The sequence below is a fragment of the Devosia rhizoryzae genome (assembly GCF_016698665.1).
Classification (GTDB): domain Bacteria; phylum Pseudomonadota; class Alphaproteobacteria; order Rhizobiales; family Devosiaceae; genus Devosia; species Devosia rhizoryzae.
Genome location: NZ_CP068046.1, coordinates 252,576 through 279,090, shown reverse-complemented (window position 1 = coordinate 279,090; position 26,515 = coordinate 252,576). Strand labels below are relative to the sequence as shown.

The window sequence follows — 26,515 nt, the reverse complement described above, 5'->3', positions numbered from 1 at the left end:
CTAGCGAGCACTCATCATGGCACGGTCAGCCCTTCTCAACGTCATGGTCAATGCCGCCATCAAGGCCGGCCGCTCCTTGTCCAAGGACTTCAACGAAGTCGAAAATCTTCAGGTCTCACGCAAGGGCCCGGCCGATTTCGTGTCCAAGGCCGACCTGCGCGCCGAGCAGATCGTTTTCGACGAACTGCGCAAGGCCCGCCCCACCTTCGCCTTCCTCATGGAAGAAGGCGGCGAGGTCTCCGGCACCGATGGCCAGCACACCTGGATCATCGACCCGCTCGATGGCACCACCAATTTCCTCCATGGCATTCCGCTCTTTGCCGTCGCGATCGCGCTGCAGCGCGGCGAAGACATCGTGGCTTCGGTCGTCTTCAACCCGATCATGGACGAACTCTTCACTGCTGAAAAAGGCGGTGGCGCCTGGCTGGCCGACCGCAAGCGCCTCCGCGTTGCCGACCGCCGCCACCTTTCCGACGCCGTGATCTGCACCGGCATCAAAACGCAAGGCACCGCCAACGATACGCTGCAGCTTCGTCAGCTTGCCGAGATCAACCCCGCCGTCGCCGGCATTCGCCGCTCGGGTTCGATCTGCCTCGACATGGCCTGGCTCGCTGCCGGCCGCTTCGATGGCATCTGGGAAGCCGGCCTCAAACCCTGGGACGTGGCGCCCGGCCAACTTCTCGTCAAGGAAGCCGGCGGCGTCGTCACCGACTTTGCCGGCGCGCAGGGGTCCGTCTGGAACGGCCAGATCGTTGCCGGCAACGAAACCCTGCAAAGCCAGCTGCTCAAGACCCTGCGGCCCATCCAGTAGGTCGAAAGACCCCCACCCGGCCTCCCCCCGAAGCAGGGGGAGGAGTTCGATCAAGCTTCAACCACCGGCCGTGCTCCTCCCCCGACTTACGGGGGAGGTTGGGTGGGGGCTTTAATTCGGCCCGTTAACCTTTTCCATTGTCACGCCAATCGCCCGCCTCTACTCTTCGCCCCATGATTTGCCGCACCAAGGGCGACACGCAAAGACGATGACGCAAGGCTACGATCCCTACCATCTCGCGACCCCGTCCGTTTATCTGGTCAAGATCATCATCTTCCTGGTGCTGGCGGGCCTGGTCGCCGCCATCCTCTTCACCAATATCGTCACCTTCTTTTGGGCCAATCCGTTCATCAACTCGATGATCTTCTTTGCCCTAGCCATCGGCATCTTCCTCAGCTTCCGGCAGCTCTATCGGTTGTTTCCCGAAGTCAAATGGGTGAACTCGCTCCAGGACGGCAACGTCTCCAACGTCCGCCCCCCGGTACTTCTCGCCCCCGTCGCCGGCCTCCTGCGCGAACGCATCGGCGAAGCGGTGATCACGCCCTCCTCCATGCGTTCCATCCTCGATTCCGTCGGTAACCGTCTTGATGAAGCCAAGGACACGTCGCGTTACCTCACCGGCCTTCTGGTGTTCTTGGGCCTGATGGGCACGTTCTACGGCCTTCTCGAAACCGTCAGCAGCGTTGCCGGCGTCATCAACGCGCTCGATGTGTCATCCGGCGATACAGCGTCGCAATTCTCTAGTCTGCGCGAAGGCCTGGCCGCTCCCCTGGGTGGCATGGGCACGGCGTTCTCGTCCTCGCTGTTCGGTCTTGCGGGCTCGCTGATCCTTGGCTTCCTCGATCTCCAGACTAGTCAGGCGCAGAACGCCTTTTATACCGATCTTGAGGACTGGATGACCTCGATGACCGAGCTCGACCATCCGGTCAGCGCCATGCAGGCCAATGCCGGCGGTCCCGACATGACGGCCGCCATCGAACGGCTCGGCGCCAATATGCAGAACCAGAACTCGAGCCAGAACGCCATCCGCGCCATGGCCGAACTGGCGCGCGGCATTGACGGCCTGGTCAAGCATATTCGCACCGAGCAGGATGACCTCCGCGCCTATATCAACGAGCAGGGCGAAACCAATCGCAAGCTGCGCGACCTGATCCAGGCCATGCTCAACGAAGCCGACAACGAGCGGCGGAACTAAACCATGCCGGGCGCCCGTTCCCGCCGCAGGCAGGAGGCCAATTACTGGCCCGGCTTTGTCGACGCCCTGTCGAGCCTTCTGCTCGTCATCATCTTCATGCTGTCGTTGTTCATGCTCACCCAGTTTTTCCTGGGCCAGGAGCTGCAAGGCCGCGATACCGCTCTGTCGCGCCTCAACTCGCAGATCGCCGAGCTGACCGACCTGCTGCAGCTTGAACGCGCCAATTCCGACGATCTGACCTCACAGCTCGCCTCCCTCACCGCAACGTTGGCCGGTGCCGAGGCCGAAAACGACGAATTAGCCGGTCAGCTCGCCGGAATCGGCGCGGGCCTCGGTGATCGGGATGCCACAATTTCCGGCTTGGAATCGCAATTACTTGCAGCTGAAAACCTGTCCGACGAGGCCAATGCGCAAGTCGCCCTCCTAAACCAGCAGCTCGCCGCTTTGCGCACCCAGATCAGTGCGCTGGAAACGGCGCTTGAAGCTTCGGAAAGCCGGGACACTGAATCACGCACTCAGATCGCCGATCTGGGGCGCCGTCTGAACCTTGCCCTGGCGCAGCGCGTGCAGGACCTGTCGCGTTATCGCTCCGACTTCTTCGGCCGCCTTCGCCAGATCCTCGAAAATCGCGCTGATGTCCGTGTCGTTGGCGATCGCTTCGTCTTCCAGTCCGAAGTGTTGTTCAATCCGGGCCAAGCCGAAATCACCGACGAGGGCCTGCCAGGCCTCGATGCCTTGGCCGATGCGATCCTCCAGCTCGAAGAAGAAATCCCCGACGATATCAACTGGGTACTGCGCATCGACGGACATACCGACGTCAGGCCCATCAGCAATGCCCGTTTCCCCTCGAACTGGGAATTGTCCGCGGCGCGTGCCATCTCCGTCGCCCAATATCTGGTCAGCCGCGGCGTCGCCCCCGCACGCCTCGTTGCTGCTGGCTTTGGTGAATTTGCCCCGCTTGACCCGGCCGATACCGAAGAAGCCTATCGCCGCAATCGCCGCATCGAGTTCAAGCTGACCGAAGGCTAGCCGGCACGACTTAACCTTAACGTGATCACACCCGTAAGCTGTGCCCAAAAGGCCACGTCACAGAAAAGCCCGGATTCCGGCCACATCCCCGCCCCAATAAGACAAGATTAACCACGTCGGCACACCGGGCCTTAAGAATAAGCGCGGTAATGCTGCGCTTAAGATTGTTGCCTTTTATGGAGCCGCCCGTGGTCCTCCCCGCCCCACTCAATACCGTTTTGCGCGCTGTCGCGATGATGTTCTTTGTCGTGGTTGTTGCTGCTTGTTCGCGCAGCGCTTCCACCGATCAGGTCGGCATGACCGGCGTTGGCAATACCGGCGCCGGCGCCCCCGGCAGCCAGCAGGAATTCATCGTCTCGGTCGGTGACCGCGTCTTCTTCACCACCGATTCCAGCTCGCTCACCACCGAAGCCATGGCTACCCTCGACAAGCAGGCTCAGTGGCTCAACCAGTACGGTAACTACCGCATCATGATCGAAGGCCATGCCGACGAACGCGGTACGCGCGAATACAACATTGCGCTGGGCGCCCGCCGCGCCTCGGTGGTCGTCAATTACCTGACCTCGCGCGGCGTCAATGCACAGCGCATCACCAGCCAGTCCTTCGGCAAGGAACGTCCGGTTGCCATCTGCAACGACATTTCCTGCTGGAGCCAGAACCGCCGCGCTGTCACCGTCGTCCAGTAAGCTCCTCCCGGAGCATCCTTCCAGCCAAGCTGGAACCCCGCAAGCGCCCGGAACCACAAAATGGTCCGGGCGCTTTCTTTTTGACTTGATTGCTCTTTATCGCCGAGCCCCGAACACCCATCTGCTGATGATCAACAATTCCGGAGGCCGGCTTGATCGCAAATCCCCTCGCAAGAAAGGGCCGCGCCGCCTTATGCGCGCTGGCCATGGCCTTCGGCGTTGGTGCCCAGGCCACAATGGCTCAGAACCTTCCTGGGGAGCTGAGCGGCCTGAGTTTCACCAATGGCGACCGCATCCTTGTCGCCCAGGCCGACAGCGCCCAGCTCATGGTGCGCGTCCAGCAGCTTGAAGAGCAGATCCGTTCGCTCAACGGGCAGATGGAGGGGCTGACCTTCCAGCTCACCCAGATGCAGGAAATCCTCAACCGCCTGCAGGAAGCACAAAACGGCGCAGCCGCCTCCCAGCCTGCCGCCGCGCCGCAGACACCGGCCTCCCCGGACGATGCTGCGCCCGCCACCGAAATTCCTGCCCAAGGCGTCCAGCCCCTCCCCGGCGAAGTGGAGTTCGACCCGACCTTCGATGACGGCACTGCCGGCGAATCGGCCGATCCGCTTGTCGGCACAAACGCAGCCGGCGGCGTTGATCTGGCCACCGGCCAACCGCTCGACCTCGCCTTTGATCCCGCAGCCAATCCCAGCGGCAATGCCGATGCCGACGCCCAATTCCGCGCTGGCTACGAAGCGCTGGTCGCCGGTGACTATGACTTCGCCGAAGAGCAGTTCGGCCAGTTCATGGAGCTCTATCCGGACAATCCGCAGCTCGTCGACGCCGCCAATTGGCGGGGCGAGGCCCTGATCGCCCAATCCTCCTATGCCGAGGCGGCCGACGTTCTGGTAGAAGCCTACCAAAAAGCGCCTGACCATCCGCGTGCCCCCGATATTCTGATGAAGCTCGGCGTATCGCTGGCCGGCGTCGGCGAACGCGAAACCGCCTGCCGCACCTTTGCCGAGGTCAGCACGCGCTATCCCGAAATCATCCCAGCGTTCCAGGCCCGCCTCGCCGAAGAAAAGGCCAAGGCCGAATGCCCGCCAGCCTGACACCCGACCTGGGTGACATCGATGTGCTGGCGCGCCTCTTCGCGCCGGCCGCCAACCAGAGGGCCATTGGCCTCGCCGTCTCCGGCGGGCCAGACAGCCTGGCGCTGATGCTCCTGGCGCAACGCTGGGCCACAAGTGTCGACCGTCCGCCGCAAGTTTTCGTCTATAGCCTCGACCATGGCTTCCGTAACGAAGCGCGCGACGAAGTTGCCATGGTTCTCGCCGCCGCCGCATCTCTCGGCATCCCCGCCCGCGGTCTGGAATGGACCGGCGAAAAGCCCCAGACCGGCCTTCAGGAAGCTGCCCGCCAGGCGCGCTACCGCCTTATCGCGGAGGCCATGACTGCGGACGGCGCCACCATGCTGCTGACCGCACATCATCGTGCCGACCAGGCAGAAACCGTGCTGATGCGCCTGGCCCATGGCAGCGGCATCGAGGGCCTCAAGGCCATGACCGCACTTTCTGCGGTTGAAGGCGTTCCCGTTTTCCGTCCCCTACTCGACGTAGAGCCCACCGCCTTGGCCGCCGTTGTCGACGCTGCCGGCCTCAGCCCGGCACGCGATCCCAGCAATGACGACCCCAGCTATGAACGCGTCCGCTGGCGCCAACTCCTGCCCAGCCTTGCCGCCGAAGGTCTCGATAGCGCGGCTCTTTCCCGCTTCGCCAGCCGCATGGCCGAAGCGGATGCCGCCCTTGCGCAGGTGACCGATCTCGCTTTCACGCAGATGGTCACCCTCGACGGTTTCGGTGCCGCTTCGCTCGCCCGCGACACCTTCGCCGCGCTCAGCCCCGCCATCGGGCGCCGTGTGCTCGGCCGCGTGCTCAACATCGTCGGTGGTCGCCAAAAACCACGTGCCCTGGGTCAGGTCGAGCGCCTCTACGACCAGATCCTCGCCAACGATCTTCCCCGTGCCGCCACGCTGCTCGGCGCCGTTACCCGGCTCAAGGACGAACACATCGTCATCTCGCGCGAGCCCGGCCGCGCCCTTCCGTCCGACGCCGCCCTTCCCCCGGGCAGCCAGCTCGTTTGGGACCAGCGTTTCCTCATCACCAACACGTCCGACGAAATCGGCCTCACGGCTGCGGCCGCCGACCATCTCCCGCGCCACCGCCTCGAAGACGTCCTCGGCTTCAAGGTCACGACCCCAGCCGAAGCCATCCGCACCGCGCCCCTGGTCCGCGACGCCGAAGGGAGCATGCTGGCCCTGGGCGGCTGGTCATTCGACGAGCGGGTAAAAGTCGAGCTTTTGATCGACTGATGCCCTACTCAACCGCGAGTAGCCCTCATCCTGAGGTGCGAAGCGCAGTGTAGCCTCGAAGGACGAGGGCGTGGCACTCAAACGACTAGATCTGATGCACTTCGCCGGACGCCACGATCGGCCCACTCGGAATGCCGCCCGGCGCGCCGCCCTTTGGCTCCAGCGTAATCGCCAGCACCGACCCCTCGCCCCAGCCTGCCCTCACGGTGTCGCTCAGCGGCACTGACGACCGCTCGTTCACCGGGATCACACCCATGGAAATCGGATCGTTCCCACCCTGGATCGCCCAAAGTTCGAGGTCGCGATCATCCACCGGCTCGCCCGAAAGCGCCGTTAGCCGCACCGTGCCAGCGCCATCATAAAGCGCGACGAACTGCACATCGCTGCCCTCGGCCTGCAAGGCCGCGACAAGCTGCGTTGTCAATGCCGAAACATCCTGCCGCGGCTCCATGACGTTGACGCCGATGGCAATCACCGCCACCGCGAGCGCCCCCGCTGCCAGCCCGCGCCACAGCATCAGGCTGTCCATCCAGCTGGTCTTGCGTTCGGCGCCAAACAGTCGGCTCTCGATCCTCTCGATCACCCGCGCCGGCGGCGCAGCTTCCGCGTAATCCGCATCGAACGACGAAAACCGCGCCATCCAGAAATCCCGCTCCGCCCTAAGCCGCGGATCGGCCTCGATCAGGCGCTCGGCGCGCCGATGCGCTTCCGGCCCGAGCAGGCCCAGGACGTATTCGGCGACCATCGTGTGGCGCCCCTCGTCCCCGTCTATGCCCCGCTCGTCGCTCATGCCGTCAGACACTCTCTCAGTTTGATCAGGCTGCGTCGCAGCCAGGTTCGCATCGTATTCAAGGGCACAGCATAGCGCTCTGCCAATTCTTCATAACTATAGCCGTCAAGGTAAGCACCCTTTACGGCCTCCGCCCGGTCCGGCTCCAGCTGAGCCATGCAGGCTTCTATTCGTTGCCCATCTTCGCTGGCACCCACCAGCGTTTCCGGGCTTGGCCCTTCGTCGGCGATCTCCATCGCCTCGTCGAGCTCCTGGCTGGCCGGCCGCCGCGCCCGCACGATATCGAGCGCATGATTGCGCGCCACCGCCACGAGCCAGCTGATCGGGCTGTACTGTCCTGCAACGAACCGATCGGCCCGCTGCCAGATCTTGACATAGACTTCCTGGATCGCCTCTTCGGCCTCCGCTCTGTCCCTCAAGATACGGAGCACCACGCCGAAAAGTTTCGCACTGGTGCGGTTATAGAGGGTGCGAAACGCCCCACGGTCGCGCAGCGAACAGCGCGTGATAAGGTCAGCGATATCCGCGCTGGCGGATGACGTTGGCATGTGGGATTGCCCTCCCGGATATCGAGCATAACGCACCGGGCGCAAAAAGGGATCATCCCGCCATGAAAATGTCGGCAAAGACGATTTCATCGTCGCCCAAAATGTTTTAGATCGCTTTCACCCCAGCGGCCCACCAACCGGAGCTCCCCCCGCCCATGTCCAACGACGCCTCCGAAACGGACCGCTTCAGCCATGATGCCGGCATCCTGGCCCAGGCCCTGCCGTACATGCAACGCTACGAGGGCAAGACCGTCGTGGTGAAATATGGTGGCCACGCCATGGGCGACCAGAAGCTCGGCCAGGCCTTTGCTCGCGACATCGCCCTGCTCAAGCAATCCAAGGTCAATCCCATCGTCGTCCACGGCGGCGGTCCGCAGATCGCCTCGATGCTGAAGAACCTCGGCATTGAATCCAAGTTCGAGGGCGGCCTCCGCGTCACCGACCAGCGCACCATGGAAGTGGTGGAAATGGTTTTGGCCGGCTCGATCAACAAGGAAATCGTCGCCCTGATCAATGCCGAAGGCGAATGGGCCATCGGCCTTTGCGGCAAGGACGGCAACATGGTCTTCGCCAAGAAGGCCGAAAAGACCATTCGCGATCCCGGCTCCAACATCGAGCGCGTGCTCGACCTTGGCTTTGTCGGCGAGCCCGTTGAAGTCGACCGCACTCTCCTCGATCTCCTTGCCCGTTCCGAGATGATCCCGGTGATCGCCCCGGTCGCTCCCGGCCGCGACGGCAATACCTACAACATCAACGCCGATACCTTTGCCGGTGCCATTGCCGGCTCGCTCGGCGCCAAGCGCCTCTTGTTCCTCACCGACGTGCCCGGCGTCCTTGATCGCGACGGCCAGCTCATCCCCGAGCTATCTGTGCGCGAAGCCAAGTCCCTGATCGCCGATGGCACCATTTCAGGCGGCATGATCCCCAAGGTCGAAACCTGCCTCGAAGCCCTCGATAACGGCGTCGAAGGCGTCGTCATCCTCAACGGCAAGCAGCCGCATGTGGTGCTTGTCGAGCTCTTCACCGAATTCGGCGCCGGCACCCTGATCGTCCGCTAGGACTATCCAGTTCACCAATGAATAAGGGCCGCTCCTTGAAGCGGCCCTTTTGTTTAGGCTTCAACCACGACCGGCGCTGGCCCGCCATGTTCCTGCGGCTTGGAAGGCCGGAAGCGGAAGGCCAGAAGAAGCACCACGACGAAGGACGCGACCTGATACCAGAGCGCCAGCGCCGCGGCGTCGGCGAAGGCCGCATTGGGTGCTGCACCAGCGGCAAAGTTGCTAGCAAGCTGGGTAAAGAACAACTGTCCGACCACGGCCACGCCCACCGCGCCGCCCACCTGCTGGAACGCCTGCAACGCACCCGACCCGGCACCCGCATCGCGCGGCGGCACATTGCGCAGCACCAGCTGGAACAAGGACGAGAAGCCGGTACCAAGCCCAACACCTGCGATCAACAGCGGTGGCAAGAAGCTCCAGCTATCGATGGTGGCGCCAGCATTGTCGATGATGAAGTGCAGCCACAAAATGCCGCCCGCCAGCATCGCACCCGCCACCGCCACACGAGCCCGCAGATAATGCGACCCGAAGCGCGCAGCGATAAACGACGCCAGAAGCACACCCACCGAGAACGGCGTATTGGTGAGGCCCGATTCAAGCGGCGTAAAGCCAAAGCCCGATTGCAGCAGCAGCGAGATCACGAGGAACATGCCCGGAATGCCCGATGCGTAGATCGTGACCACAAAGGCGCCGAACATATAGTCGCGGTTGCGCAGGAGGCTATAGTTGAGCAGTTGCGGCTCGTTGCGCTGTGCCCTATGGCGCTGCCAAAGGTAGAACATGCCGATCAGCACGAGACCGGCGCCGATCAGCGCCCAGATCCACAGCGGCCAACCCAGAGGCTCACCTTCGACGATGCCGTAGACGATGGCGACGATGCCGGTGCCGAAAAGCCCGATGCCGACATAGTCGTTGCGGATTTCCCGGTGACCAGGCACGCGCGGGATCACCAGCCAGCCGGCAACGATGGCGATCAGGCCGATCGGCACGTTGACGAGGAAAATAGGCTCCCAATCAAGCCCAAACAATTGCGCATCGATCAACACGCCACCCAAAATTGGGCCACAAACGGCGGCGAGACCTGCCGAAAGACCAAAGAGGGAGAATGCCTGACCGCGTTCTTCCGGGGGGAAGGTGACGGTCGCGATCGCCAAAACCTGCGGCGCCATCATCGCGCCGGCTAGGCCCTGCAGCACGCGCGCCGCGATCAGCATCTCGATCGAACCCGAAAAGCCGCACAGCGCCGAGGCCGCAGTAAAGGCCACTGCACCCCAGAGGAACATCTGGGTGCGGCCCACGATGTCGCCCAGGCGCCCAAACGGCAGCAGGCCCAATGCGAAGGCGAGGACGAAAGCGGCCACCACCCATTCGATCTGGCTGTCGCTTGCGCCCAGGCCAGCCCGCATCGATGGCAAGGCGACGTTGACGATGGTCACATCGATCAGATTCATGAAATTGGCGATCAGCAGAACGATCAGCGCCGGCCAGCGCCGCGGATCGGGTGGAGTGGCCGGTGCGGCCCCATAGCTAGACATGATTGTCCCTCAAGACTTGTTGGACGGGCGCACGAAGGCGCGCTCGATTTCAGCGAAAAGTTGGGGTGCCGGGCCGAACTTGCCGCGCGTGCGGGCTAGTTCGGAGAGCGCCCCGGTGATCAGAAGTGCGCCTGAGACAGGGTCGATGTCGGCGCGAAACGAACCGTCTTCGATCCCGAGCCGCAGGATATCGGCCAGTTGGCTGCGCCAGTAGCTGCCCATCGGCGCCATGATGGCAGAGATAGCGACATCCCGGCGCGCCCGCTCGGTAAGTTCAGCCAATAGGATGATGAGGTCGGGCGCCTCGTCCATGGTTTCGGCAAAGTCGTCGAACTCCATGCGCAGGAGTTCGAGCGCCGTCTTGCCCTCGCGTGGGTGACGCGCGGCCTGTTGCTTGAACTGGTCGCGGATGGTTTCCGCCACGAGGCTGACCAGAGCCTCCTTGCTCGGCACGTGGTAATGCAGCGTTGCGATATTGATGCCGACCCGCGCCGCGATATCCCGTGTGCGCAGACCTTCGAGTCCTTTCTCGACAATGATCTCACGGGCCGCTCGGCCAATAGCCGCCCGCCGGTCGTCGCCCGATCCACGCTTTTGTTGTTCTACACTCATGCCGCCGCTCTACGCCTCAGGCAAGACATAATCAATCACTTGATTGAGGCATTGTTGCCCTGCAGCCGCTGCATGACTCGTGCTAGCGCCTGCGGTTGACATTTGCTGTCAGCAGGCGTCCATCACCGCAAAATACGGAGTGCGGCCATGACCGACTATGTCAAAAAGATCCTGACGTCCTCGGTTTACGACGTCGCCGAGCAAACCCCGCTCGACCGCATGGAACTGCTATCCACGCGGCTTGGCCACGACATTCTCGTCAAGCGCGAGGACCTCCAGCCGGTCTTTTCCTTCAAGATCCGCGGCGCCCATAACCGCATCGTCCATCTCACCGCTGAAGAACGCGCCCGTGGAGTCATCTGCGCTTCTGCCGGCAATCACGCGCAGGGCGTTGCCCTTTCCGCCACCCGCCTTGGCATCCGCTCCGTCATCGTCATGCCGACGACGACACCGGTGATCAAGGTCAACGCGGTGCGTCGTCTTGGAGGCGAGGTCGTGCTCTTCGGCGATGGTTTCGACGCGGCCCCCGCCCATGCCTCGATTCTTGCCGAGCGAAATGGCTACGTCTTCGTCCACCCCTTCGATGATCCCGATGTCATTGCCGGCCAGGGCACGGTCGGCCTCGAAATCATGCGCCAGCACCCCGAGCCGATCGGCGCCATCTACATCCCCGTCGGGGGCGGTGGCCTCGCAGCTGGCATTGCCAGCTTCGTCAAGTTCCTCCGCCCCGAGATCCGCATCATTGGTGTGGAGCCCGAAGAAGCCGCCTCCATGAAGGCCGCCATCGCCGCCGGCAAGCCCGTGCCGCTCGACCAAGTCGGGCTCTTTGCCGATGGCGTCGCCGTGCGTCAGGTGGGCGACGAAACCTTCCGGCTCTGCCGCGATCTTCTCGACGGCATCGTCACCGTCACTGCCGACGAAATCTGCGCCGCCATCAAGGACATTTTTGACGACCATCGCGCCATCACCGAACCCGCCGGCGCCCTCGCCCTCGCCGGCCTGCGCCGCGACATCGACAACGGCACCGCCCCCGATGGCGCCCTGATCGCCATCAACTCCGGCGCCAACGTCAATTTCGATCGCCTGCGCTATGTCGCCGAACGTGCCGAGATCGGCGAACGCGCCGAAGCCCTCCTCGCCGTCACCATCCCCGAGCGCCCCGGCTCCTACCGCGCCTTCATCCGCCTCCTCGGCGCCCGCGCCATCACCGAGTTCAACTACCGCTTCGCCCCCGGCAACAGCGCCGGCATCTTCGTCGGCATCAAGCTTGCCAATGGTGATGCCGAAAAGCACGAAATCATCGAGCTGCTCGCCAGCAACGGTCTCGATGTCACCGACATGACCGACAACGAAGTCGCAAAGCTCCACGTCCGTCACATGGTCGGCGGCCGCGTCGGCGGCCTCCATGACGAGATGATCTTCCGCTTCCAGTTCCCCGAACGTCCTGGCGCGCTCCTAAAATTTCTCGAAGGACTGAACGATGCCTGGAACATTTCATTGTTCCACTATCGCAACCATGGGTCCGACTATGGACGCGTGCTGGTCGGCATCCAGGTGCCAGCTGAGACACAAGGGGACTTCTTTGCCCATATCGATGCAATCGGCTTCCCCTACTGGAACGAGACCGACAATCCCGCTTACCGTCAATTCCTCGATCGCCAATAGTCCCCACCCAAATGGGCGGCGACTTCATTCTGAAATAAACCGCATCTACACCACCTGACGTATTTCCGCCCCGAACCAGTTGCAATTGGTCGGGCCTGGAGCAATTTGCATTTGATCATCGGCCTTTGGGGTGCACCAAAGGCGAAAATCTACAAATAAAGGGACAGAAGAACATGATCCGGACCACCAAGACCGCCGGCCTGATGCTTGCTAGCGGCCTGACGACACTCGCCTTGATGCAGCCCGCTTCCGCGCTCGAAGCGCAGGCCTTCATCGATCGCTTCGAGGCCGTCTATGCGGTCATGGGTTATGATCTCGATTTCGGCACCGCCACCCTCAATGGTGATACGGTCACCGTCGATGGCGTCACTGTTGGCTTTGCCGGCCCGGACGCTGAAGGCATGGAACCCACCACTTTCGACGTCGAACTGACCTTTACCGGCGTCGTCGAGAATGAAGACGGCAGCTACTATGCCGAACAGCTCACCGTCCCCGATATCGACACCGAGTTCGCTCAGGATCCGGTCGGCCATGTGAGCCTCACCGGCATGGTCGCCGAAGGCCTCTGGCTGCCGCCGGAAGGCGAGACCGGTGCCGAATTCCTGCTGCAGACCGTCGAACGTGTCGCCACCGGCCCGCTGGTCGTCAGCCGCGCCGGCGAGGAAGTCATCCGCTATGACGGGCTCGACTACAGCTCAGAATTCGCCTTCGACGCTGAGGATGCCCTTGAATCCATCAGCTCGACTTTCACTGTCTCCAACATCTGGGCCGACCTTTCGACCGTTGGCGAAGAACAGCCCGGAGCCGGTGCCGTGATTGAAGCCCTCGGCCTCACGACCATCGATGGCAATATCAGCCAGTCCGGCACCTGGACCCTCGCCGATGGCCACCTGGCGCTCGAAGAATCGCTCCTCGACTTCGCCAATGTCGGCAAGCTCAACTTCACCTTCGACATCACGGGCTTCACCACCGAAGTGCTCGACAAGATCTATGCGATGAATGGGAGCGACATTGACCCGACCACCGAGGAAGGCCAGGCCCAGCAGATGATGATGGGCATGGAAATGGCCCAGGCCCTGTCGATCTCCGGCGCGACCATCCGCTACGACGATGCCGGCCTTGCTCCCAAGCTGCTCGACCTCTTTGCCGCCCAGTCCGGCACGGATCGCGCCGCCTTTGTCGAAGGCATCAAGCCGGTTGTCCCCGCCATGATGGCCGACCTCAACGCCCCGGCACTGGTTGATCTTGTCGTCCCCGCCGTCAACGCCTTCCTCGACAATCCGCAGAGCTTCGAGGTTGCCGTGGCTCCGGCCTCGCCCACGAGCTTCCTCGTCTTGGCTGCCGCCGCCGCCAACCCGGCTGGCCTGATCCAGGCGCTGGGCCTCACGGTCACCGCCAACCAGTAATCCTGATGGGGGCCCGGCAACGGGCCCTCACTCTTTTGGCACACAGATGAAGCCTTCACCTTTTTCTGTCATGGTCACCCTATGACCGCACTGCCCCTGCCTCGCTCCAGCTTTGATCACGTCACCGAATGGGTGTTCGACCTCGACAACACCCTTTATCCGCGCGAGTGCAATCTCTTCGCGCAGATCGACACGTTGATCACCAACTACGTGATGGACGTCACCAAGCTCGATTTCGCCGCCGCCCGCGATCTGCAGAAGGGCTACTATCGCGACTTCGGCACGACGCTGAACGGGCTTATGCACCGGCACGAGATCGACGCCGACCATTTCCTCAACACCGTGCACGCCATCGACTACACCCCGGTCGCGCCGCACCCGGAACTCATCGACGCCATCACCGCGCTTCCCGGCCGCAAGTTCATCCTCACCAATGGCGATGTGGGCCACGCCCGCAACGTCCTGATGCGCCTCGGCGGTGACCATCTCTTCGAGCATGTGCACGACATCCGCGCCATGACCTTCGTGCCCAAGCCACACCGCGAGGCCTATGACGGCTTTTTCCAGAAGCACGCCATCGACCCCACCCGCGCCGCCATGTTCGACGATCTCGAAAAGAACCTCGTCGTCCCGCACGAAGTCGGCATGTCCACCGTCCAGGTCGTCCCGCAGGAAGGCTTCCTCCACGACCAGGTCGACAGCTGGGAACTCGGCCGCTCCACCGGCCCCCACGTCCACCACATCACCGCCGACCTCGCCGGCTTCCTCCGCAACCTGCCCTAGCTCTCACGGCTCGACCGGCTCCTCCCCCTCCTTCAGGGGGAGGGTAGCGCAGCTTAGCCAAAGGCTTAGCGAAGCTAGGGTGGGGGTAATCTGCCCCCCTACATATTGTTCAGATGCAAAATATTGCCGTCCGGATCCTTGAACCAAGCCATCTTGAACCCGCCGGCGCTATGAATCCCATCCGCAAAATTCATCCCTTCATATCGCTCGAACCGCACACCCTTCTCGCGTAGCGCCGCAACGATCGCGTCGATCTCTTCACCAACACCCCAGACCACCGCATTGGCCTGATTGGTCCCGGCAAACTCGGACACATAGACGACAAGGCTCGTGCTCCCGGTGCGGAACTCCGCCACCTGCTCGTCCTGCCCGTTCACCTGCTCCAGCCCCAACACATCGGCATAAAACGCCTTGGCCCGCGCCAGGTCCTTCACCGCCACGATTGCGGCACTGTCTTTGTCCTTGAGCATCTTCGTCCTCCTGAAAGAAGATGAACGCCCGCCCATTCCGCGCGTTGCAACCGCAGCCTATTCCCGCCGACCCCTTCCGCGCACTACATTGTCCCCATGACCGATCTTCCTGGCCGCCGTCCGCCGCCAACTCCCGACAGCACCCCAACTTTCCGCGAGCGCCTCGAAAACCTGCGCCATCTCGGGCGCCTCGTCGCGCAGATCTGGCGCACCAGCCGCCCGCTGACCGCCGCCTCCATAGGCCTTCGCGTCATCGCCGCCTTCCAGCCCGTCGCGGTGCTCTACGCTGCCAAGCTGATCGTCGACGAAGTGGTCCGCCTTACCGCGCTGGAAGCCCCCGGCCCCTCCATCCTCGACTGGTGGAATGCCGGTCTCCTCGAACACATGCTGCTGTTGCTGCTGTTCGAATTCGCCCTGGTGCTCGCCAACGACGTCATTATGCGCGTTACCGGCCTCGTCGACTCCATTCTCTCCGAACTGCATTCCAATCAGGTCAGCGTCGAACTCATGGCCCACGCGGCCAAGCTCGACCTCATGCATTTTGAAAGTGCCGAATATCAGGACCGCCTCGAACGCGCCCGCCGCCAGGCCGCCGGCCGCAATGCGCTCTTGAGCCAAATGTTCGGCCAGGCGCAGGACATCCTCACTGTCGCCACGCTCGCAGCCGGCCTCTTCGTCTACGCGCCCTGGCTGATCCTTTTGCTGCCGCTGAGCTTCATTCCCTCGATCTGGGGCGAAACCCGCTTCAACACGCTCGCCTATATGATGAGCCGCTGGCGCACCCCTGAGCGGCGCGAACTCGAATATCTCCGCCACATCGGCGCCAGCGCCGAAACCGCCAAGGAGGTCAAGCTTTTCGGTCTCGGCGACTATCTCATCACCCGCTTCAAGTCCCTGGCCCACGCCATCTACCTCGAAAATCGCCACGTCACGACGCTGCGTGCCACCTGGGGCTCGGTCTTTGCCGCCATCGCCAGCGTCGCCTATTACGCCGCCTATGCCTATATCGTCTGGCGCACCATTACCGGCGAATTCACCCTAGGCGATCTCGCCTTCCTCTCCGGCTCGTTCCTGCGCCTCAACGGCCTCTTCCAGCGCATCCTTTTGGGCTTCACCGCCATCGCCGGCCAGTCCATGTATCTTGACGATCTCTTCTCCTTCTTCGAGATCGAGCCCACCATCCTGGCGCCCGCCAACCCGAGCCCCTTCCCCGCGCCCATCACCCAAGGCATCCGCTTCGAAGGCGTCGGCTTCAAATATCCCGAAAGCGAAAACTGGGTCGTGCGCGATCTAAGCTTCACCCTTGCCGCCGGCGAAACCCTGGCGCTGGTCGGCGAGAACGGCGCCGGCAAGACCACAATCGTCAAGCTCTTGACCCGCCTCTACGATCCCAGCGAAGGCCGCATTACCGTCGACGGCGTCGACCTCAAGAGCATGACGGCCAACGAAATTCATCGCCATGTCGGCGTCATCTTCCAGGATTTCATCCGCTACAGCTTCACCGCCCGCGATAATATCGGCGTCGGCCGCATCGAGGCCAAGGACGACCTAGCCCGCATCGAAAGCGCCGCCGAGCAGAGCCTTGCAGATGACGTCATCGACAAGCTGCCGCAAGGCTATGACCAGCAGCTCGGCCGCCTCTTCAAGCAGGGCCGCGACCTTTCCGGGGGCGAATGGCAAAAGGTTGCCATCGCCCGCGCCTATATGCGCGATGCCGAGCTGATCATCCTCGACGAACCCACCGCCGCCCTCGACGCCAAGGCCGAAGCCGAAGTCTTCGCGCGTTTCAAGGGCCTCGCTGCCGGCAAGACCGCCGTCATCATCTCGCACCGCTTCTCGACCGTGCGCATGGCCGATCGCATCCTCGTCCTCGACAATGGCGCGATCCTTGAAGCCGGCAGCCACGAAGAACTGCTTGCGCTGGGCGGCCGCTATGCCGAACTCTTCGAACTGCAAGCTGCAGGATACCGCTGATGGCGCTGCCCGAAGACAACCACATCACCGTCATTGCCGAGACCTACCGCCTTCTCGGCGACCCGACCCGGCTCCGCGTGCTCCTCACCTGCCTCGAAGCCCCCATCGCCGTCGGCGACATCGCCAAAGCCACGGGTGCCAGCCAATCCCTCGTCAGCCACCACCTGCGCTTGCTGAGAGCCGCCCGCCTCGTCCGCGGCACCCGAAAAAACAAGCAAGTCTTCTACGAAGCCGCCGACGAACACATCGCCCGAATGCTCACCGACATGGTCGCGCATGCCATGGAAGACGGGGAAGGCGATGAAGACTGACACCGGTCATCCAGAATAAGAAAATACTCCCTTCCGAGCGCCGCTAGGCTCGTCCCTCGCCAAGCTCTGCTTGCCTTCCCCTCAGAGGGGGAAGGTAGACCCAGTGGATGTTGAAGGACCGTGCCAAACCGCGATGTCACCTTCCCCCTTGAGGGGAAGGCAAGCGAAGCTTAGGCGCAAAGCGTCTTAGCGTAACTCGGAAGGGGGTGTGGGCGTCTCCGCAAGACACCCATGCTTGCTCTACCCACAATCCGTCATCCGCTCACTGACCATCCACCCCTTGACCATCATATGAATACATGTTCATATCTCCTCCCACTCGAGGACCACGATGGCGCACGACCACACACACGATCACGGCCATCACGATCATGCCGACCATGATCACGACCATGCCGGCCATAGCCACGCCCCGTCCGTCAGCGCCGGCAACGAACGCGCCGTCCTCATCGGTCTCGTGCTCACCGGCACCTTCATGGTGGCCGAAGTCTTCGGCGGCGTCCTTTCCGGCTCGCTCGCCCTGATCGCCGATGCCGGTCACATGCTGACCGACACCGTCGCCCTTTTCCTCGCCTGGCTCGGCTTCCGCCTCGGCCGCCGCCCCGCCGACGCACGCCGCAGCTTTGGCTATTCCCGTCTCGAAGTGCTCGCCGGCCTCATCAACGCACTCAGCCTCTTCGCCCTCGTCGGCTGGATCGCCTACGAAGCCGTTCAGCGCTTCTTCCGGCCCGAGGAAGTGCTTGCCGGTCCCATGCTGGTCGTTGCGGTCATCGGCCTCGTCATAAACCTCCTCGTCTTCCGCATTCTTTCGAACGCCGATGCGGATCACGTCAACATTCACGGCGCCCTGCTCCATGTACTCGGCGATCTCCTCGGCTCCGTCGGCGCCATCGTCGCTGCGGTGATAATCTGGCTCACCGGCTGGATGCCCATCGACCCCATCCTCTCGCTCGTCGTCAGCCTCCTGATCCTGCGCAGCGCCTGGGCGCTCCTCACCCGCACCTTCAACATCCTGATGGAAGGCGCGCCCGAAGGCGTAGAGCCCACCGCCTTACGCAACACGCTGCTCGCCGCCGTGCCCGGCCTCGCCAGCGTCGGCCACCTCCATGTCTGGTCGCTGTCCTCCGGCCAGGCGATGGCAACGCTCGATATCGCCCTGCAACCGGGCGCCGATCCGGCTCAGGTCACCGCGCAAACCCGCTCGGCGTTACTGGCCGAAAAGATCAGCCACGCCACCATCGAGATCGACTGGTCCGGCGCCTGTGCCGGCTGCCCCGGTCCGGTCTCCGCTCACCCCACATAAGCGGCAGCCGCCAGCCCGGCCGCGCGGCCGGTCGCAAACGACGCGGTGAGCAGATACCCACCCGTCGGCGCCTCCCAGTCCAGCATTTCCCCCGCCACGAAAACCCCGGGCAGTTCCCGCAGCATAAAGCGCTCGTCGACTCCGGCCCAGTCGACACCCCCTGCCGATGAAATCGCCTCCGCGATCGGTCGCGTCCGCGCCACCGGCAGCACCAACGCCTTGAGCGCCGCCGCCAGCGCATCGGCGCTGAGGCGCGCCGCGTCCGGTAAAAGCTCCCGCACCAGGCCCAGCTTCACGCCATCGAGCCCCGCACCCTTGCGCAGCCGGTTGGAAAAACTTGCCTTGGCCGGCTGCCGCCCCAGATCCTTGGCCAAGCGCTCCACCGTCCGCCCGGGCACCAGATCGAGCGTCAGCGCTGCCGCTCCATTCTGCTCCAACCCATCGCGCAACGCTGCCGACTGCGCGTAAACGAGGCTCCCCTCGATGCCCCAGCGCGTCACCACGAACTCGCCAGCCACCCCATTGGCCGTGACCGCCTTGACCGGCTCGCCCGCATAGCGCTCCGCAAAGACCGGGCTCCAGTTCACCTCGAACCCGACATTTGCCGGCTGGAACGACGACACGTGGACGCCGCGCCCTTCCAGCCACGGCACCCAGGCCGCGTCCGATCCGAGCCGCGGCCAGCTCGCGCCACCGAGCGCCAGCACCACCGCGTCGAACCGCTCCTGCCTTCCGCCCTCGAATACGAGGTTGTCACCCGCAAACCCAGCCCAACGCCAGCGCGTCCGGATCTCGACGCCCTGCTCCGCCAGCCGCGCCAGCCAAGCCCGCAACAGCGGCGACGCCTTCATTTGCCTGGGGAACACCCGGCCCGACGACCCCACAAAGGTCTCGACCCCAAGCCCGGCACACCACTCCCTCAGCGACGCGCCATCGAATACATCCAGCGCCGCCTGCAGTCGCTCGCCCGCCGCCCCAAACCGACCGCGCAGGAGCGCATGCTCCTCGCCATGGGTAATATTGAGCCCCGACTTGCCGGCCATCAAAAGCTTGCGGGCCACCGTCGGCATGGCTTCGAACACCACGACCTCCGCGCCCTGCCCTGCCGCAGCCTCGGCCGCCATCAGCCCCGCCGGTCCGCCTCCGATAATGCCGATGCGGCTCTGGCCCATGAAGAAACTCCGTTTCGCCTCGCTTAACCCACCGCCGCCTTCGCGGCCAGAAATTAAGCTTCGCATAAGACCTGTGGCCTAACGTGGCCAACCACGGGCGGGGGTCTCTTGGATGCGCGTGCTGATAGTCGACGACAGCCGATCGAGCCTTGCCTTGATCGGCGCCATTGTCAGGGAAACGGTGACCGGCGAGGTCGAGCTCTGCCTCAACCCGCTCAAGGCCCTCGAGCTTTGCGCCGATACCCAGTTCGACCTGATCGTCGTCGATCACATCATGCCCGAAATGGATGGCGTCCATTTCACCGCTGCCCTAAGGGGCCGCGCCGAATATCGCACCGTGCCGGTCATCATGGTGACCTCCGACAGCGACAAGAATGTTCGCATCGAAGCCATCAAGGCCGGCGCCACCGACTTCCTGCACAAGCCATTCGATCCCACCGAGCTGCAGGCGCGCGTCGCCAATCTCCTTGCTCTCCGCCAGGCCCAGGTCGAGCTGGCCGATCGCGCCCAGTGGCTCACCCGCGAAGTCGAGCGCGCCACCGCCCACCTTCTCGCCCGTGAGGAAGAGATCATCTATCGCCTCGCCCGCGCCATCGAATATCGCGACGGCGGTACCGGCGAACATGTTTCCCGCGTCGCCCAGATCAGCCAGCTGATTGCCGAAGGCATCGGCCTCGGGCCCGATCGCTGCCGCATGATCTATCTTGCCTCGCCATTGCACGACATCGGCAAGATCGGCATCGCCGACGCCATTCTCTCCAAGCCCGGCAAGCTGACCGATGGCGAAATGGCAGTGATGCGCGAACATGTCACCATCGGCGCCCGCATCCTCGAACAAGGCGGCTCCGACCTGATCCGCACAGCCGAGCTGATCGCCCAGAGCCATCACGAAAAGTGGGACGGCCGCGGCTACCCCGACCAGCTTTCCGGTACCGATATCCCCATCGAGGCCCGCATCGTCGCCATCGCCGATGTCTTCGACGCCCTCTGCTCTGAACGCCCCTATAAAGCGGCCTGGCCGATCGATAAGGCCTATGCAGAAATAATTCGCTCCAGCGGCAGCCATTTCGATCCAGCTTGCGTTGCCGCTTTCCGCGCCAAGTGGACTGAGATCAGCGCGATCATGCAGGCCGAAGAGCCAAAGCAAGCTGTCGGCTTCTAGCCACAGGATTTCTGCCGCCTATTCAACGGCAGCGACAATCAAACAAACAGTATTGGCCTCCCTGTTCTTCCACGAAGACTCAGAGTCACCATGCCGGGATTCTGCGATCAAGCGAATCGATTCAGCCCCCTTCTGAATCTTACCTGCATGCACACGATCTACTTGCTCAGTATAGATCCCGCCATCTGGGCATGAGCTGACACAAATAGTGTCAGCGTAACCATCGGTTAAATAGAAGCTGCCATTCTAGATACTAAGCCGGATGGGAATACGGCGAAGTCAGTTTGAACCATTCAGCATAGCGAGCTGCGCTCCGCGATAACATTTTCGCCTACCGCTTCCCAGTATCTCGTTCTCGGTAGAGACCACCTTATGTCCCCCCTAGTACTTTGCGTACGGCCATAGCAATGGCCGGTACAAGACCGCATACCCTTGTCCTTTCGGGCGATGGCAGCATCAAATCCGCCGCCAAAATCGCCTTGAGCCTCAAGCAGGCGCTCGCCGCGCACGATCACATCGAGATCGACACGCAGGCTTTGACCGCCGCCGACCTCACCACGGCGCAATCGCTGCTCTCCGCCCGTGCCAGTGCCGCAGCCGCCGGCAAGACGCTCTCTCTTCTCGCTCCGCTCGGACCGCCCCTGCGCTCGCTCCTCGACGCCGCAGGCTTTCTCGCGCCGGCACAGCCACATCGCGCCTTCTGGGCCGCATCTTCAGACCATGCATAGGGACGTTATCGCATGAGCAAGACCATCCTCACCATCGATGACTCCGCCTCCATTCGGCAGATGGTCGCCATGACGCTGACCGGCGCCGGCCTCGACGTCATCGAAGCCGTCAACGGCGCCGACGGCTATGACAAGGCCGTGGCCAATACTGTCCATGCGGTCCTGACCGACCTCAACATGCCCGTCCTCAACGGCATCGAGTTCATCAGGAAATACCGCCAGCACCCCTCCTCCAAGGGCATCCCGATCATCCTCCTCACCACCGAATCCGACGAGGACCTGAAGCGCCAGGCCAAGGAAGCGGGTGCCACCGGCTGGATCGTAAAGCCCTTCAAGCAGGACCAGCTCCTCGCCATCATCAAGAAGGTCACCGGCGCATGAACATCGCCGACCCCACCGAAACTTTCCGGCAGGAAGCGCGCGAGCTGCTCGACCAGCTCGAAGCCGGCCTCCTCGATCTCGAACAGGACCCGTCCAATTCGAGCCTCATCAACTCCACCTTCCGCGCCCTCCACACCATCAAGGGCTCGGGCGCCATGTTCGGCTTCACCGCCGTCGCCGAATTCGTCCATGAGTTCGAAACCGCCTTTGATCGCGTCCGCAAGGGCCAGAGCCAGGCCAATACGGCGCTGATCGGCATTGCCCTCGACGCAAAGGACCACATCCACCGCCTCATCGAAACGCCCGAAGCCCAGATCGCCGGTGGCTCGGAAATCCTTGCGGCCCTGCGCATCGTCGTCGACGGCGGCACACCCACTCCCACCGCAAAGCCAGCCCCGGCAAAGACCGAAAAGCCCGCCTCCGCTGCCAAGACCTGGCGCCTTGTCTTCTTCCTTCCTGCTGATGCCCTGGTCTACGGCACCAATCCCCTGCTGCTGCTCGAAGAGCTGGCGCAGATCGGCCCCTGCACCGTCACCGCGCTCACCGACCGGGTGCCGGTGCTCGAAACCCTCGACCCCGAAGTCCCCCATATCGGCTGGCAGGTCGACATTGTCGCCGACGATCCCGCAGCCGCCATCGACGACGTCTTCCTGTTCCTGCGCGACAACATGGAACTGACGCTGACCGAATTGGCGGCCGAAGAACCCGTCATCGAAGCCGCGCCCGAACTGATCGCCGCACTCCCTAAGCTCATCGAAAAACCCGAAGCCGTCGAGCGCCCTGCCGCCACCTCGCTTCGCGTCCCCGCCGAACGCCTCGACGAGCTCATGGACCGCGTCGGCGAGCTGGTGATCGCCCAGGCCCGCCTCAGCCAGATCGCGGCCCTGAGCTCCGACACCGCGCTCAAGACCATCGCCGAAGAGCTCGAGCGCCTCTCCTCCGGCCTCCGCGACACCACGATGGGCATCCGCATGGTGCCCATCGGCACACTCTTCTCCCGCTTCCGGCGCCTGGTTCATGACCTCTCCGGCGAACTCGGCAAGCCCATCGAATTCATCACCACCGGCGAAGATACCGAGCTCGACAAGACCATGATCGAGCGCCTTGCCGATCCCTTGGTCCACCTCATCCGCAATGCCGTCGACCATGGCCTCGAAAGCGCCGACCGTCGCGCCGCTGCAGGCAAATCGGCCAAGGGCACCGTTCGCCTCTCCGCCGTTTACTCCGGCGCCGAAGTCGCGATCTCCGTCTCCGATGACGGCGCCGGCCTCGACACCGCCCGCATCCGCGCCAAGGCCGAGGAAAATGGCCTCATTACCGCCGACACCAAGCTCACCGAACAAGAACTCTACCAGCTGATCTTCGCCCCCGGTTTTTCTACCGCCAAGGAAGTGACTTCGCTTTCCGGCCGCGGCGTCGGCATGGACGTGGTCAAGCGCACCATCGATGGCCTCCGCGGCACTATCGAACTCTCGACCGTCCCCGGCCAGGGCACGACTGCAACCCTGCGCCTGCCGCTGACCCTTGCCATCATCGACGGCATGCTCGTCCGTGTCGGCAAGGGCCGATACACCATCCCCCTTGCCGCCGTCGAAGAATGCGTCGAGCTTCCCGAAAACGCCGCCGCCCATGCCAGGGGCCGCAACTTCCTCGATATTCGCGGCAGCCTCGTCCCCTATCTTCGCCTGCGTGAAGTTTTCGCCACGCCCGGCCCGGCCGAACTGCACCAGAAGGTGGTCATCGTCTCTTCCGGCGAAGGCCGCATCGGTCTCGTGGTCGATCAGATCATCGGCAACAACCAGACCGTCATCAAGCAGCTCTCCAAACTTCACTCCGGCATCAAATCCTTCTCCGGCGCAACCATCCTCGGCGATGGCACCGTCGCCCTCATTCTCGATACGGCGCATCTGGTCGCTTCCGGCCAGTCCTATGTCGATCGCACCATCGAAGGGAAAGCCGCATGACCGCCGCCACGCCCATAACGGCGCTGACCATCCGCCTCGAAGACGAACTCTTCGCCGTCGAAGCCTCAAAAGTCCGCGAAATCCTCGATCTCGTGCCGGTCACCGAAGTGCCGCACGCTTCGCCCTTCGTCAGCGGCCTCATCAATGTCCGCGGCCGCGTCGTGCCGCTCGCGGATCTGCGCGTCATGTTCGGCATGGCGCAGCCTGAGCCCGATCAGGACACCCGCATCGTCGTCATGGAATTCGACCTCGACGGCGAGCCCATGATCGCCGGCATCCTCGCCGACAAGGTCCATGACGTCACCGACATCGAGGCCGACTCCATCGAGGAAGCCCCCAAGGTCGGCATGCGCTGGCGCCCCGAATTCGTTCGCGGCATCGGCAAGCGCAATGGCGGCTTCATCATCATCCCCGATCTGGGGCGAATTTTTGAAACACAAGGCGGCAGAAGCGCGCCCGCAGCAGCATCAGAAGAAAGGTCTGCATCGTGAGACTGACTATCAAGGCAAAATTGGCGACGGTGTTCACCGTTGTCGTCGCGCTTTCCGGCGCCAGCATGTTCCTGGCCATCCAGAGCCTGGGCAAGCTCAATGACTCGCTGGGCACCATCGTCGATGTGCGCGCTGCCAATACTATCGCCATGTCCGATGTGCAGACCTCGCTCGAAAGCGTCGGTTCGCGCCTCCGCGCCATGATCATCACCAACGACGTCGAGGTCATGAACGAGCAGAAGGCGATCATCGACAGCAGGCTTTCGACCATTGCCGCTTCCGTCGACCAGCTCGATGGCAATATCGCCGATCCGACCGTGCGCCAGCAATTCGCCGATTTTCAGCTCAAGTTCGATCAGTATAGCGCCATGATTCCGCAGATCGAGGCGCTGACCGTCCAGAACAGCGATACCGTTTCGCTGGCCATTTCCCGCTCGGAAGGCAGCGATGCCCTGGGCCAGGTCGAAGAAACCATGGGCGCGCTCAAGACCGCCCTCGCCGCCCGCGCCACTGCTGGTGAACCGGGAGCGTTCCTCGCCTACCAGATGGCGACCGACAGCTTCCTCACCATGACCGACATCTTCCGCCAGCAGCGCAACATCCTGCTCGCCGCCAATGATCCCGAACTCCAGGACAAGTGGCACGCCGACTATGTCACCGGTCTTGCTAGCATCAACGAAGCCCTCCCCGTGCTGCAGCGCGCCATGCCCATGGGCGAAATGGCGCTCTTCAACGATGCGAGGTCCGCTTACGAAAACCTCGTCCTTGCCATGAACAAGGCCGTCGATGTCGCGCTGACCAAGTCCGACTACAACGCCAATGTGCTGGCCGATGAAGCCGCCACCATCCGCACCGCTGCCGACGATCTGCTCGACTCCATGGTCGAGCGCAACAAGGAGCTGCTGCAGGAAGCCGACATCGAGGCCGACGCCCTCTATAGCCAGTCCATGATGCTGCTGATTGCGCTTCTGGTCGGCTCCGCCGTCATCGCTGCCATCGCCGCCACCTGGATCGTCGTCTCGATCTCCCGTGCCATGTCGAGCGCCGTGCGCCTCGCCAACGAAGTGGCAGACGGCAATCTTTCTGCCACCGCTTCGGTCAAGGGCGACGATGAAGTCACCGACCTCATCAAGGCGCTCAACGCCATGACCACCAAGCTGCGCGAAGTGGTGAGCGAAGTGACCGCCGCTACCCGCAACGTCGCGGCTGGCTCGCAGGAAATGTCGGCCACCGCCGAACAGCTTTCCCAGGGCGCAACCGAACAGGCGTCCTCCACTGAAGAGGCTTCCGCCTCGATGGAAGAAATGGCCGCCACCATCAAGCAGTCGGCCGACAATGCGTCGCAGACCGAAAAGATCGCTCGCCAGTCCGCTGCCGATGCGATCGCCTCCGGCGAAGCGGTGACCAACGCCGTCACGGCCATGCAGACCATTGCCGAAAAGATCATGGTCGTGCAGGAAATCGCCCGCCAGACCGACCTCCTCGCTCTCAACGCTGCGGTGGAAGCCGCTCGTGCCGGCGAACATGGCCGCGGCTTTGCGGTCGTCGCTTCCGAAGTGCGCAAACTCGCCGAGCGGTCGCAGGCTGCCGCCGCCGAAATCTCGACGCTCTCCGGCACCACGGTCAAGGCTGCCCAGTCTGCGGGCGAAATGCTCTCCAAGCTCGTGCCCGACATCCAGCGCACGGCCGAACTGGTGGAAGAAATCTCCGCCGGCTCGCGGGAGCAGAATGCCGGCGCCGCGCAGATCAACACCGCCATCCAGCAGCTCGACAAGGTCACCCAGCAGAACACCTCGGCCGCCGAGGAAATGTCGGCGACCTCCGAAGAGCTCGCGAGCCAGGCCGAACAGCTGCAGTCCGCCATCAGCTACTTCCGCACCGATGCCTCGGCACCATCCACGGTCGCAGCCATCGTCGACAAGCCCGCCAATGATCTCAAGCGCGCCATCTTCGCCCAGGCCCCGCACATGGCCCCCCGCAAGAGCAGCAAGCCAAAGATGGCAACCGGCGGCGGCTTCGACCTCGATCTGGGCGGCGACGGCGACGACCTCGACAGCGAGTTCACCCGCCGCTCGGCCTAAGGGC

Annotated in this window: 25 protein-coding genes; 19 read left to right on the top strand and 6 right to left on the bottom strand. The window is 63.3% G+C overall.

What is annotated here, in order from left to right:
• Positions 1–16: 16 nt before the first annotated feature.
• The 6 genes from JI748_RS01335 to tilS all read left to right on the top strand — a co-directional run bounded on the left by JI748_RS01335 (position 17) and on the right by tilS (position 6,077).
• Positions 17–811: an inositol monophosphatase family protein gene (locus JI748_RS01335; protein ID WP_201634206.1), complete on the top strand. Its 795-nt coding sequence runs from the start codon at positions 17–19 to the stop codon at positions 809–811.
• A gap of 208 nt (positions 812–1,019) precedes the next feature.
• Positions 1,020–2,006 (top strand): flagellar motor protein MotA, encoded by a 987-nt coding sequence (locus tag JI748_RS01330; RefSeq protein WP_201634203.1) that lies wholly within the window; start codon positions 1,020–1,022, stop codon positions 2,004–2,006.
• Positions 2,007–2,009: 3 nt separating this feature from the next.
• The gene (locus JI748_RS01325; protein ID WP_201634200.1) at positions 2,010–3,035 is read left to right on the top strand and encodes a peptidoglycan -binding protein; all 1,026 of its coding nucleotides are present in this window, start codon (positions 2,010–2,012) and stop codon (positions 3,033–3,035) included.
• Positions 3,036–3,223: 188 nt separating this feature from the next.
• Positions 3,224–3,721: a peptidoglycan-associated lipoprotein Pal gene (pal, locus tag JI748_RS01320; protein WP_407644932.1), complete on the top strand. Its 498-nt coding sequence runs from the start codon at positions 3,224–3,226 to the stop codon at positions 3,719–3,721.
• A 152-nt stretch (positions 3,722–3,873) separates the two neighbouring features.
• Positions 3,874–4,818 carry a tol-pal system protein YbgF gene (gene ybgF / locus JI748_RS01315; RefSeq protein WP_201634197.1) on the top strand — a complete coding sequence of 315 codons (945 nt, stop codon included), beginning with the start codon at positions 3,874–3,876 and terminating at the stop codon, positions 4,816–4,818.
• Entirely contained in the window at positions 4,803–6,077 is a 1,275-nt protein-coding gene (gene tilS / locus JI748_RS01310) for a tRNA lysidine(34) synthetase TilS (protein WP_201634193.1), read from the top strand. The genes ybgF and tilS overlap by 16 nt, the downstream gene beginning before the upstream one ends.
• An 85-nt stretch (positions 6,078–6,162) precedes the next feature.
• Here tilS and JI748_RS01305 read toward each other — a convergent pair whose 3' ends face one another.
• Both JI748_RS01305 and JI748_RS01300 read right to left on the bottom strand, forming a co-directional pair.
• Positions 6,163–6,867 carry an anti-sigma factor gene (locus JI748_RS01305; protein ID WP_201634190.1) on the bottom strand — a complete coding sequence of 235 codons (705 nt, stop codon included), beginning with the start codon at positions 6,865–6,867 and terminating at the stop codon, positions 6,163–6,165.
• Positions 6,864–7,415 (bottom strand): sigma-70 family RNA polymerase sigma factor, encoded by a 552-nt coding sequence (locus JI748_RS01300; protein WP_201634187.1) that lies wholly within the window; start codon positions 7,413–7,415, stop codon positions 6,864–6,866. The genes JI748_RS01305 and JI748_RS01300 overlap by 4 nt, the downstream gene beginning before the upstream one ends.
• Positions 7,416–7,570: 155 nt before the next feature.
• On the opposite strand from JI748_RS01300, the gene argB reads away from it, so the two are divergent.
• Positions 7,571–8,473 carry an acetylglutamate kinase gene (argB, locus tag JI748_RS01295; RefSeq protein ID WP_201634184.1) on the top strand — a complete coding sequence of 301 codons (903 nt, stop codon included), beginning with the start codon at positions 7,571–7,573 and terminating at the stop codon, positions 8,471–8,473.
• Between the two features lie 53 nt (positions 8,474–8,526).
• On the opposite strand, the gene JI748_RS01290 is transcribed toward argB, so the two are convergent.
• Both JI748_RS01290 and JI748_RS01285 read right to left on the bottom strand, forming a co-directional pair.
• Entirely contained in the window at positions 8,527–10,008 is a 1,482-nt protein-coding gene (locus JI748_RS01290; RefSeq protein WP_233280586.1) for a DHA2 family efflux MFS transporter permease subunit, read from the bottom strand.
• Between the two features lie 9 nt (positions 10,009–10,017).
• Positions 10,018–10,620 (bottom strand): TetR/AcrR family transcriptional regulator, encoded by a 603-nt coding sequence (locus JI748_RS01285; protein ID WP_201634181.1) that lies wholly within the window; start codon positions 10,618–10,620, stop codon positions 10,018–10,020.
• A gap of 147 nt (positions 10,621–10,767) precedes the next feature.
• On the opposite strand from JI748_RS01285, the gene ilvA reads away from it, so the two are divergent.
• The 3 genes from ilvA (at position 10,768) to JI748_RS01270 (ending at position 14,474) form a co-directional block, all read left to right on the top strand.
• Positions 10,768–12,285 carry a threonine ammonia-lyase, biosynthetic gene (ilvA, locus tag JI748_RS01280; protein WP_201634178.1) on the top strand — a complete coding sequence of 506 codons (1,518 nt, stop codon included), beginning with the start codon at positions 10,768–10,770 and terminating at the stop codon, positions 12,283–12,285.
• Positions 12,286–12,458: 173 nt separating this feature from the next.
• The gene (locus JI748_RS01275; RefSeq protein ID WP_201634175.1) at positions 12,459–13,691 is read left to right on the top strand and encodes a hypothetical protein; all 1,233 of its coding nucleotides are present in this window, start codon (positions 12,459–12,461) and stop codon (positions 13,689–13,691) included.
• Positions 13,692–13,772: 81 nt separating this feature from the next.
• The gene (locus JI748_RS01270) at positions 13,773–14,474 is read left to right on the top strand and encodes a pyrimidine 5'-nucleotidase (RefSeq protein WP_201634172.1); all 702 of its coding nucleotides are present in this window, start codon (positions 13,773–13,775) and stop codon (positions 14,472–14,474) included.
• 98 nt (positions 14,475–14,572) lie between these two features.
• On the opposite strand, the gene JI748_RS01265 is transcribed toward JI748_RS01270, so the two are convergent.
• Positions 14,573–14,944 (bottom strand): VOC family protein, encoded by a 372-nt coding sequence (locus tag JI748_RS01265; protein WP_201634168.1) that lies wholly within the window; start codon positions 14,942–14,944, stop codon positions 14,573–14,575.
• Between the two features lie 96 nt (positions 14,945–15,040).
• Between JI748_RS01265 and JI748_RS01260 the strand changes: the two genes are divergently transcribed.
• From JI748_RS01260 to JI748_RS01250, 3 genes are all read left to right on the top strand, one after another.
• Positions 15,041–16,918, top strand: a complete 1,878-nt coding sequence (locus JI748_RS01260; RefSeq protein WP_201634165.1) for an ABC transporter ATP-binding protein — start codon at positions 15,041–15,043, stop codon at positions 16,916–16,918.
• On the top strand, positions 16,918–17,229 hold the full coding sequence (locus tag JI748_RS01255; protein ID WP_201634162.1) for an ArsR/SmtB family transcription factor: 312 nt from the start codon (positions 16,918–16,920) through the stop codon (positions 17,227–17,229). The genes JI748_RS01260 and JI748_RS01255 overlap by 1 nt, the downstream gene beginning before the upstream one ends.
• 331 nt (positions 17,230–17,560) lie before the next feature.
• Positions 17,561–18,532, top strand: a complete 972-nt coding sequence (locus tag JI748_RS01250; RefSeq protein WP_201634159.1) for a cation diffusion facilitator family transporter — start codon at positions 17,561–17,563, stop codon at positions 18,530–18,532.
• Here JI748_RS01250 and JI748_RS01245 read toward each other — a convergent pair.
• The gene (locus JI748_RS01245; RefSeq protein ID WP_201634156.1) at positions 18,520–19,704 is read right to left on the bottom strand and encodes a TIGR03862 family flavoprotein; all 1,185 of its coding nucleotides are present in this window, start codon (positions 19,702–19,704) and stop codon (positions 18,520–18,522) included. The genes JI748_RS01250 and JI748_RS01245 overlap by 13 nt on opposite strands.
• Before the next feature lie 112 nt (positions 19,705–19,816).
• On the opposite strand from JI748_RS01245, the gene JI748_RS01240 reads away from it, so the two are divergent.
• The 6 genes from JI748_RS01240 to JI748_RS01215 all read left to right on the top strand — a co-directional run bounded on the left by JI748_RS01240 (position 19,817) and on the right by JI748_RS01215 (position 26,511).
• Positions 19,817–20,866, top strand: a complete 1,050-nt coding sequence (locus tag JI748_RS01240) for an HD domain-containing phosphohydrolase (protein WP_201634153.1) — start codon at positions 19,817–19,819, stop codon at positions 20,864–20,866.
• A gap of 407 nt (positions 20,867–21,273) precedes the next feature.
• The gene (locus JI748_RS01235) at positions 21,274–21,594 is read left to right on the top strand and encodes an STAS domain-containing protein (protein ID WP_201634150.1); all 321 of its coding nucleotides are present in this window, start codon (positions 21,274–21,276) and stop codon (positions 21,592–21,594) included.
• Between the two features lie 12 nt (positions 21,595–21,606).
• Positions 21,607–21,975: a response regulator gene (locus JI748_RS01230; RefSeq protein WP_201634147.1), complete on the top strand. Its 369-nt coding sequence runs from the start codon at positions 21,607–21,609 to the stop codon at positions 21,973–21,975.
• A complete protein-coding gene (locus JI748_RS01225) occupies positions 21,972–23,939 on the top strand; it encodes a chemotaxis protein CheA (RefSeq protein ID WP_201634144.1) in 1,968 nt (655 codons plus the stop codon). The genes JI748_RS01230 and JI748_RS01225 overlap by 4 nt, the downstream gene beginning before the upstream one ends.
• On the top strand, positions 23,936–24,430 hold the full coding sequence (locus JI748_RS01220; RefSeq protein ID WP_201634141.1) for a chemotaxis protein CheW: 495 nt from the start codon (positions 23,936–23,938) through the stop codon (positions 24,428–24,430). Before JI748_RS01225 ends, JI748_RS01220 begins: the two co-directional genes overlap by 4 nt.
• Complete coding sequence (locus tag JI748_RS01215) at positions 24,427–26,511, top strand: HAMP domain-containing methyl-accepting chemotaxis protein (protein WP_201634138.1); 2,085 nt, start codon at positions 24,427–24,429, stop codon at positions 26,509–26,511. The genes JI748_RS01220 and JI748_RS01215 overlap by 4 nt, the downstream gene beginning before the upstream one ends.
• Positions 26,512–26,515: the final 4 nt, after the last annotated feature.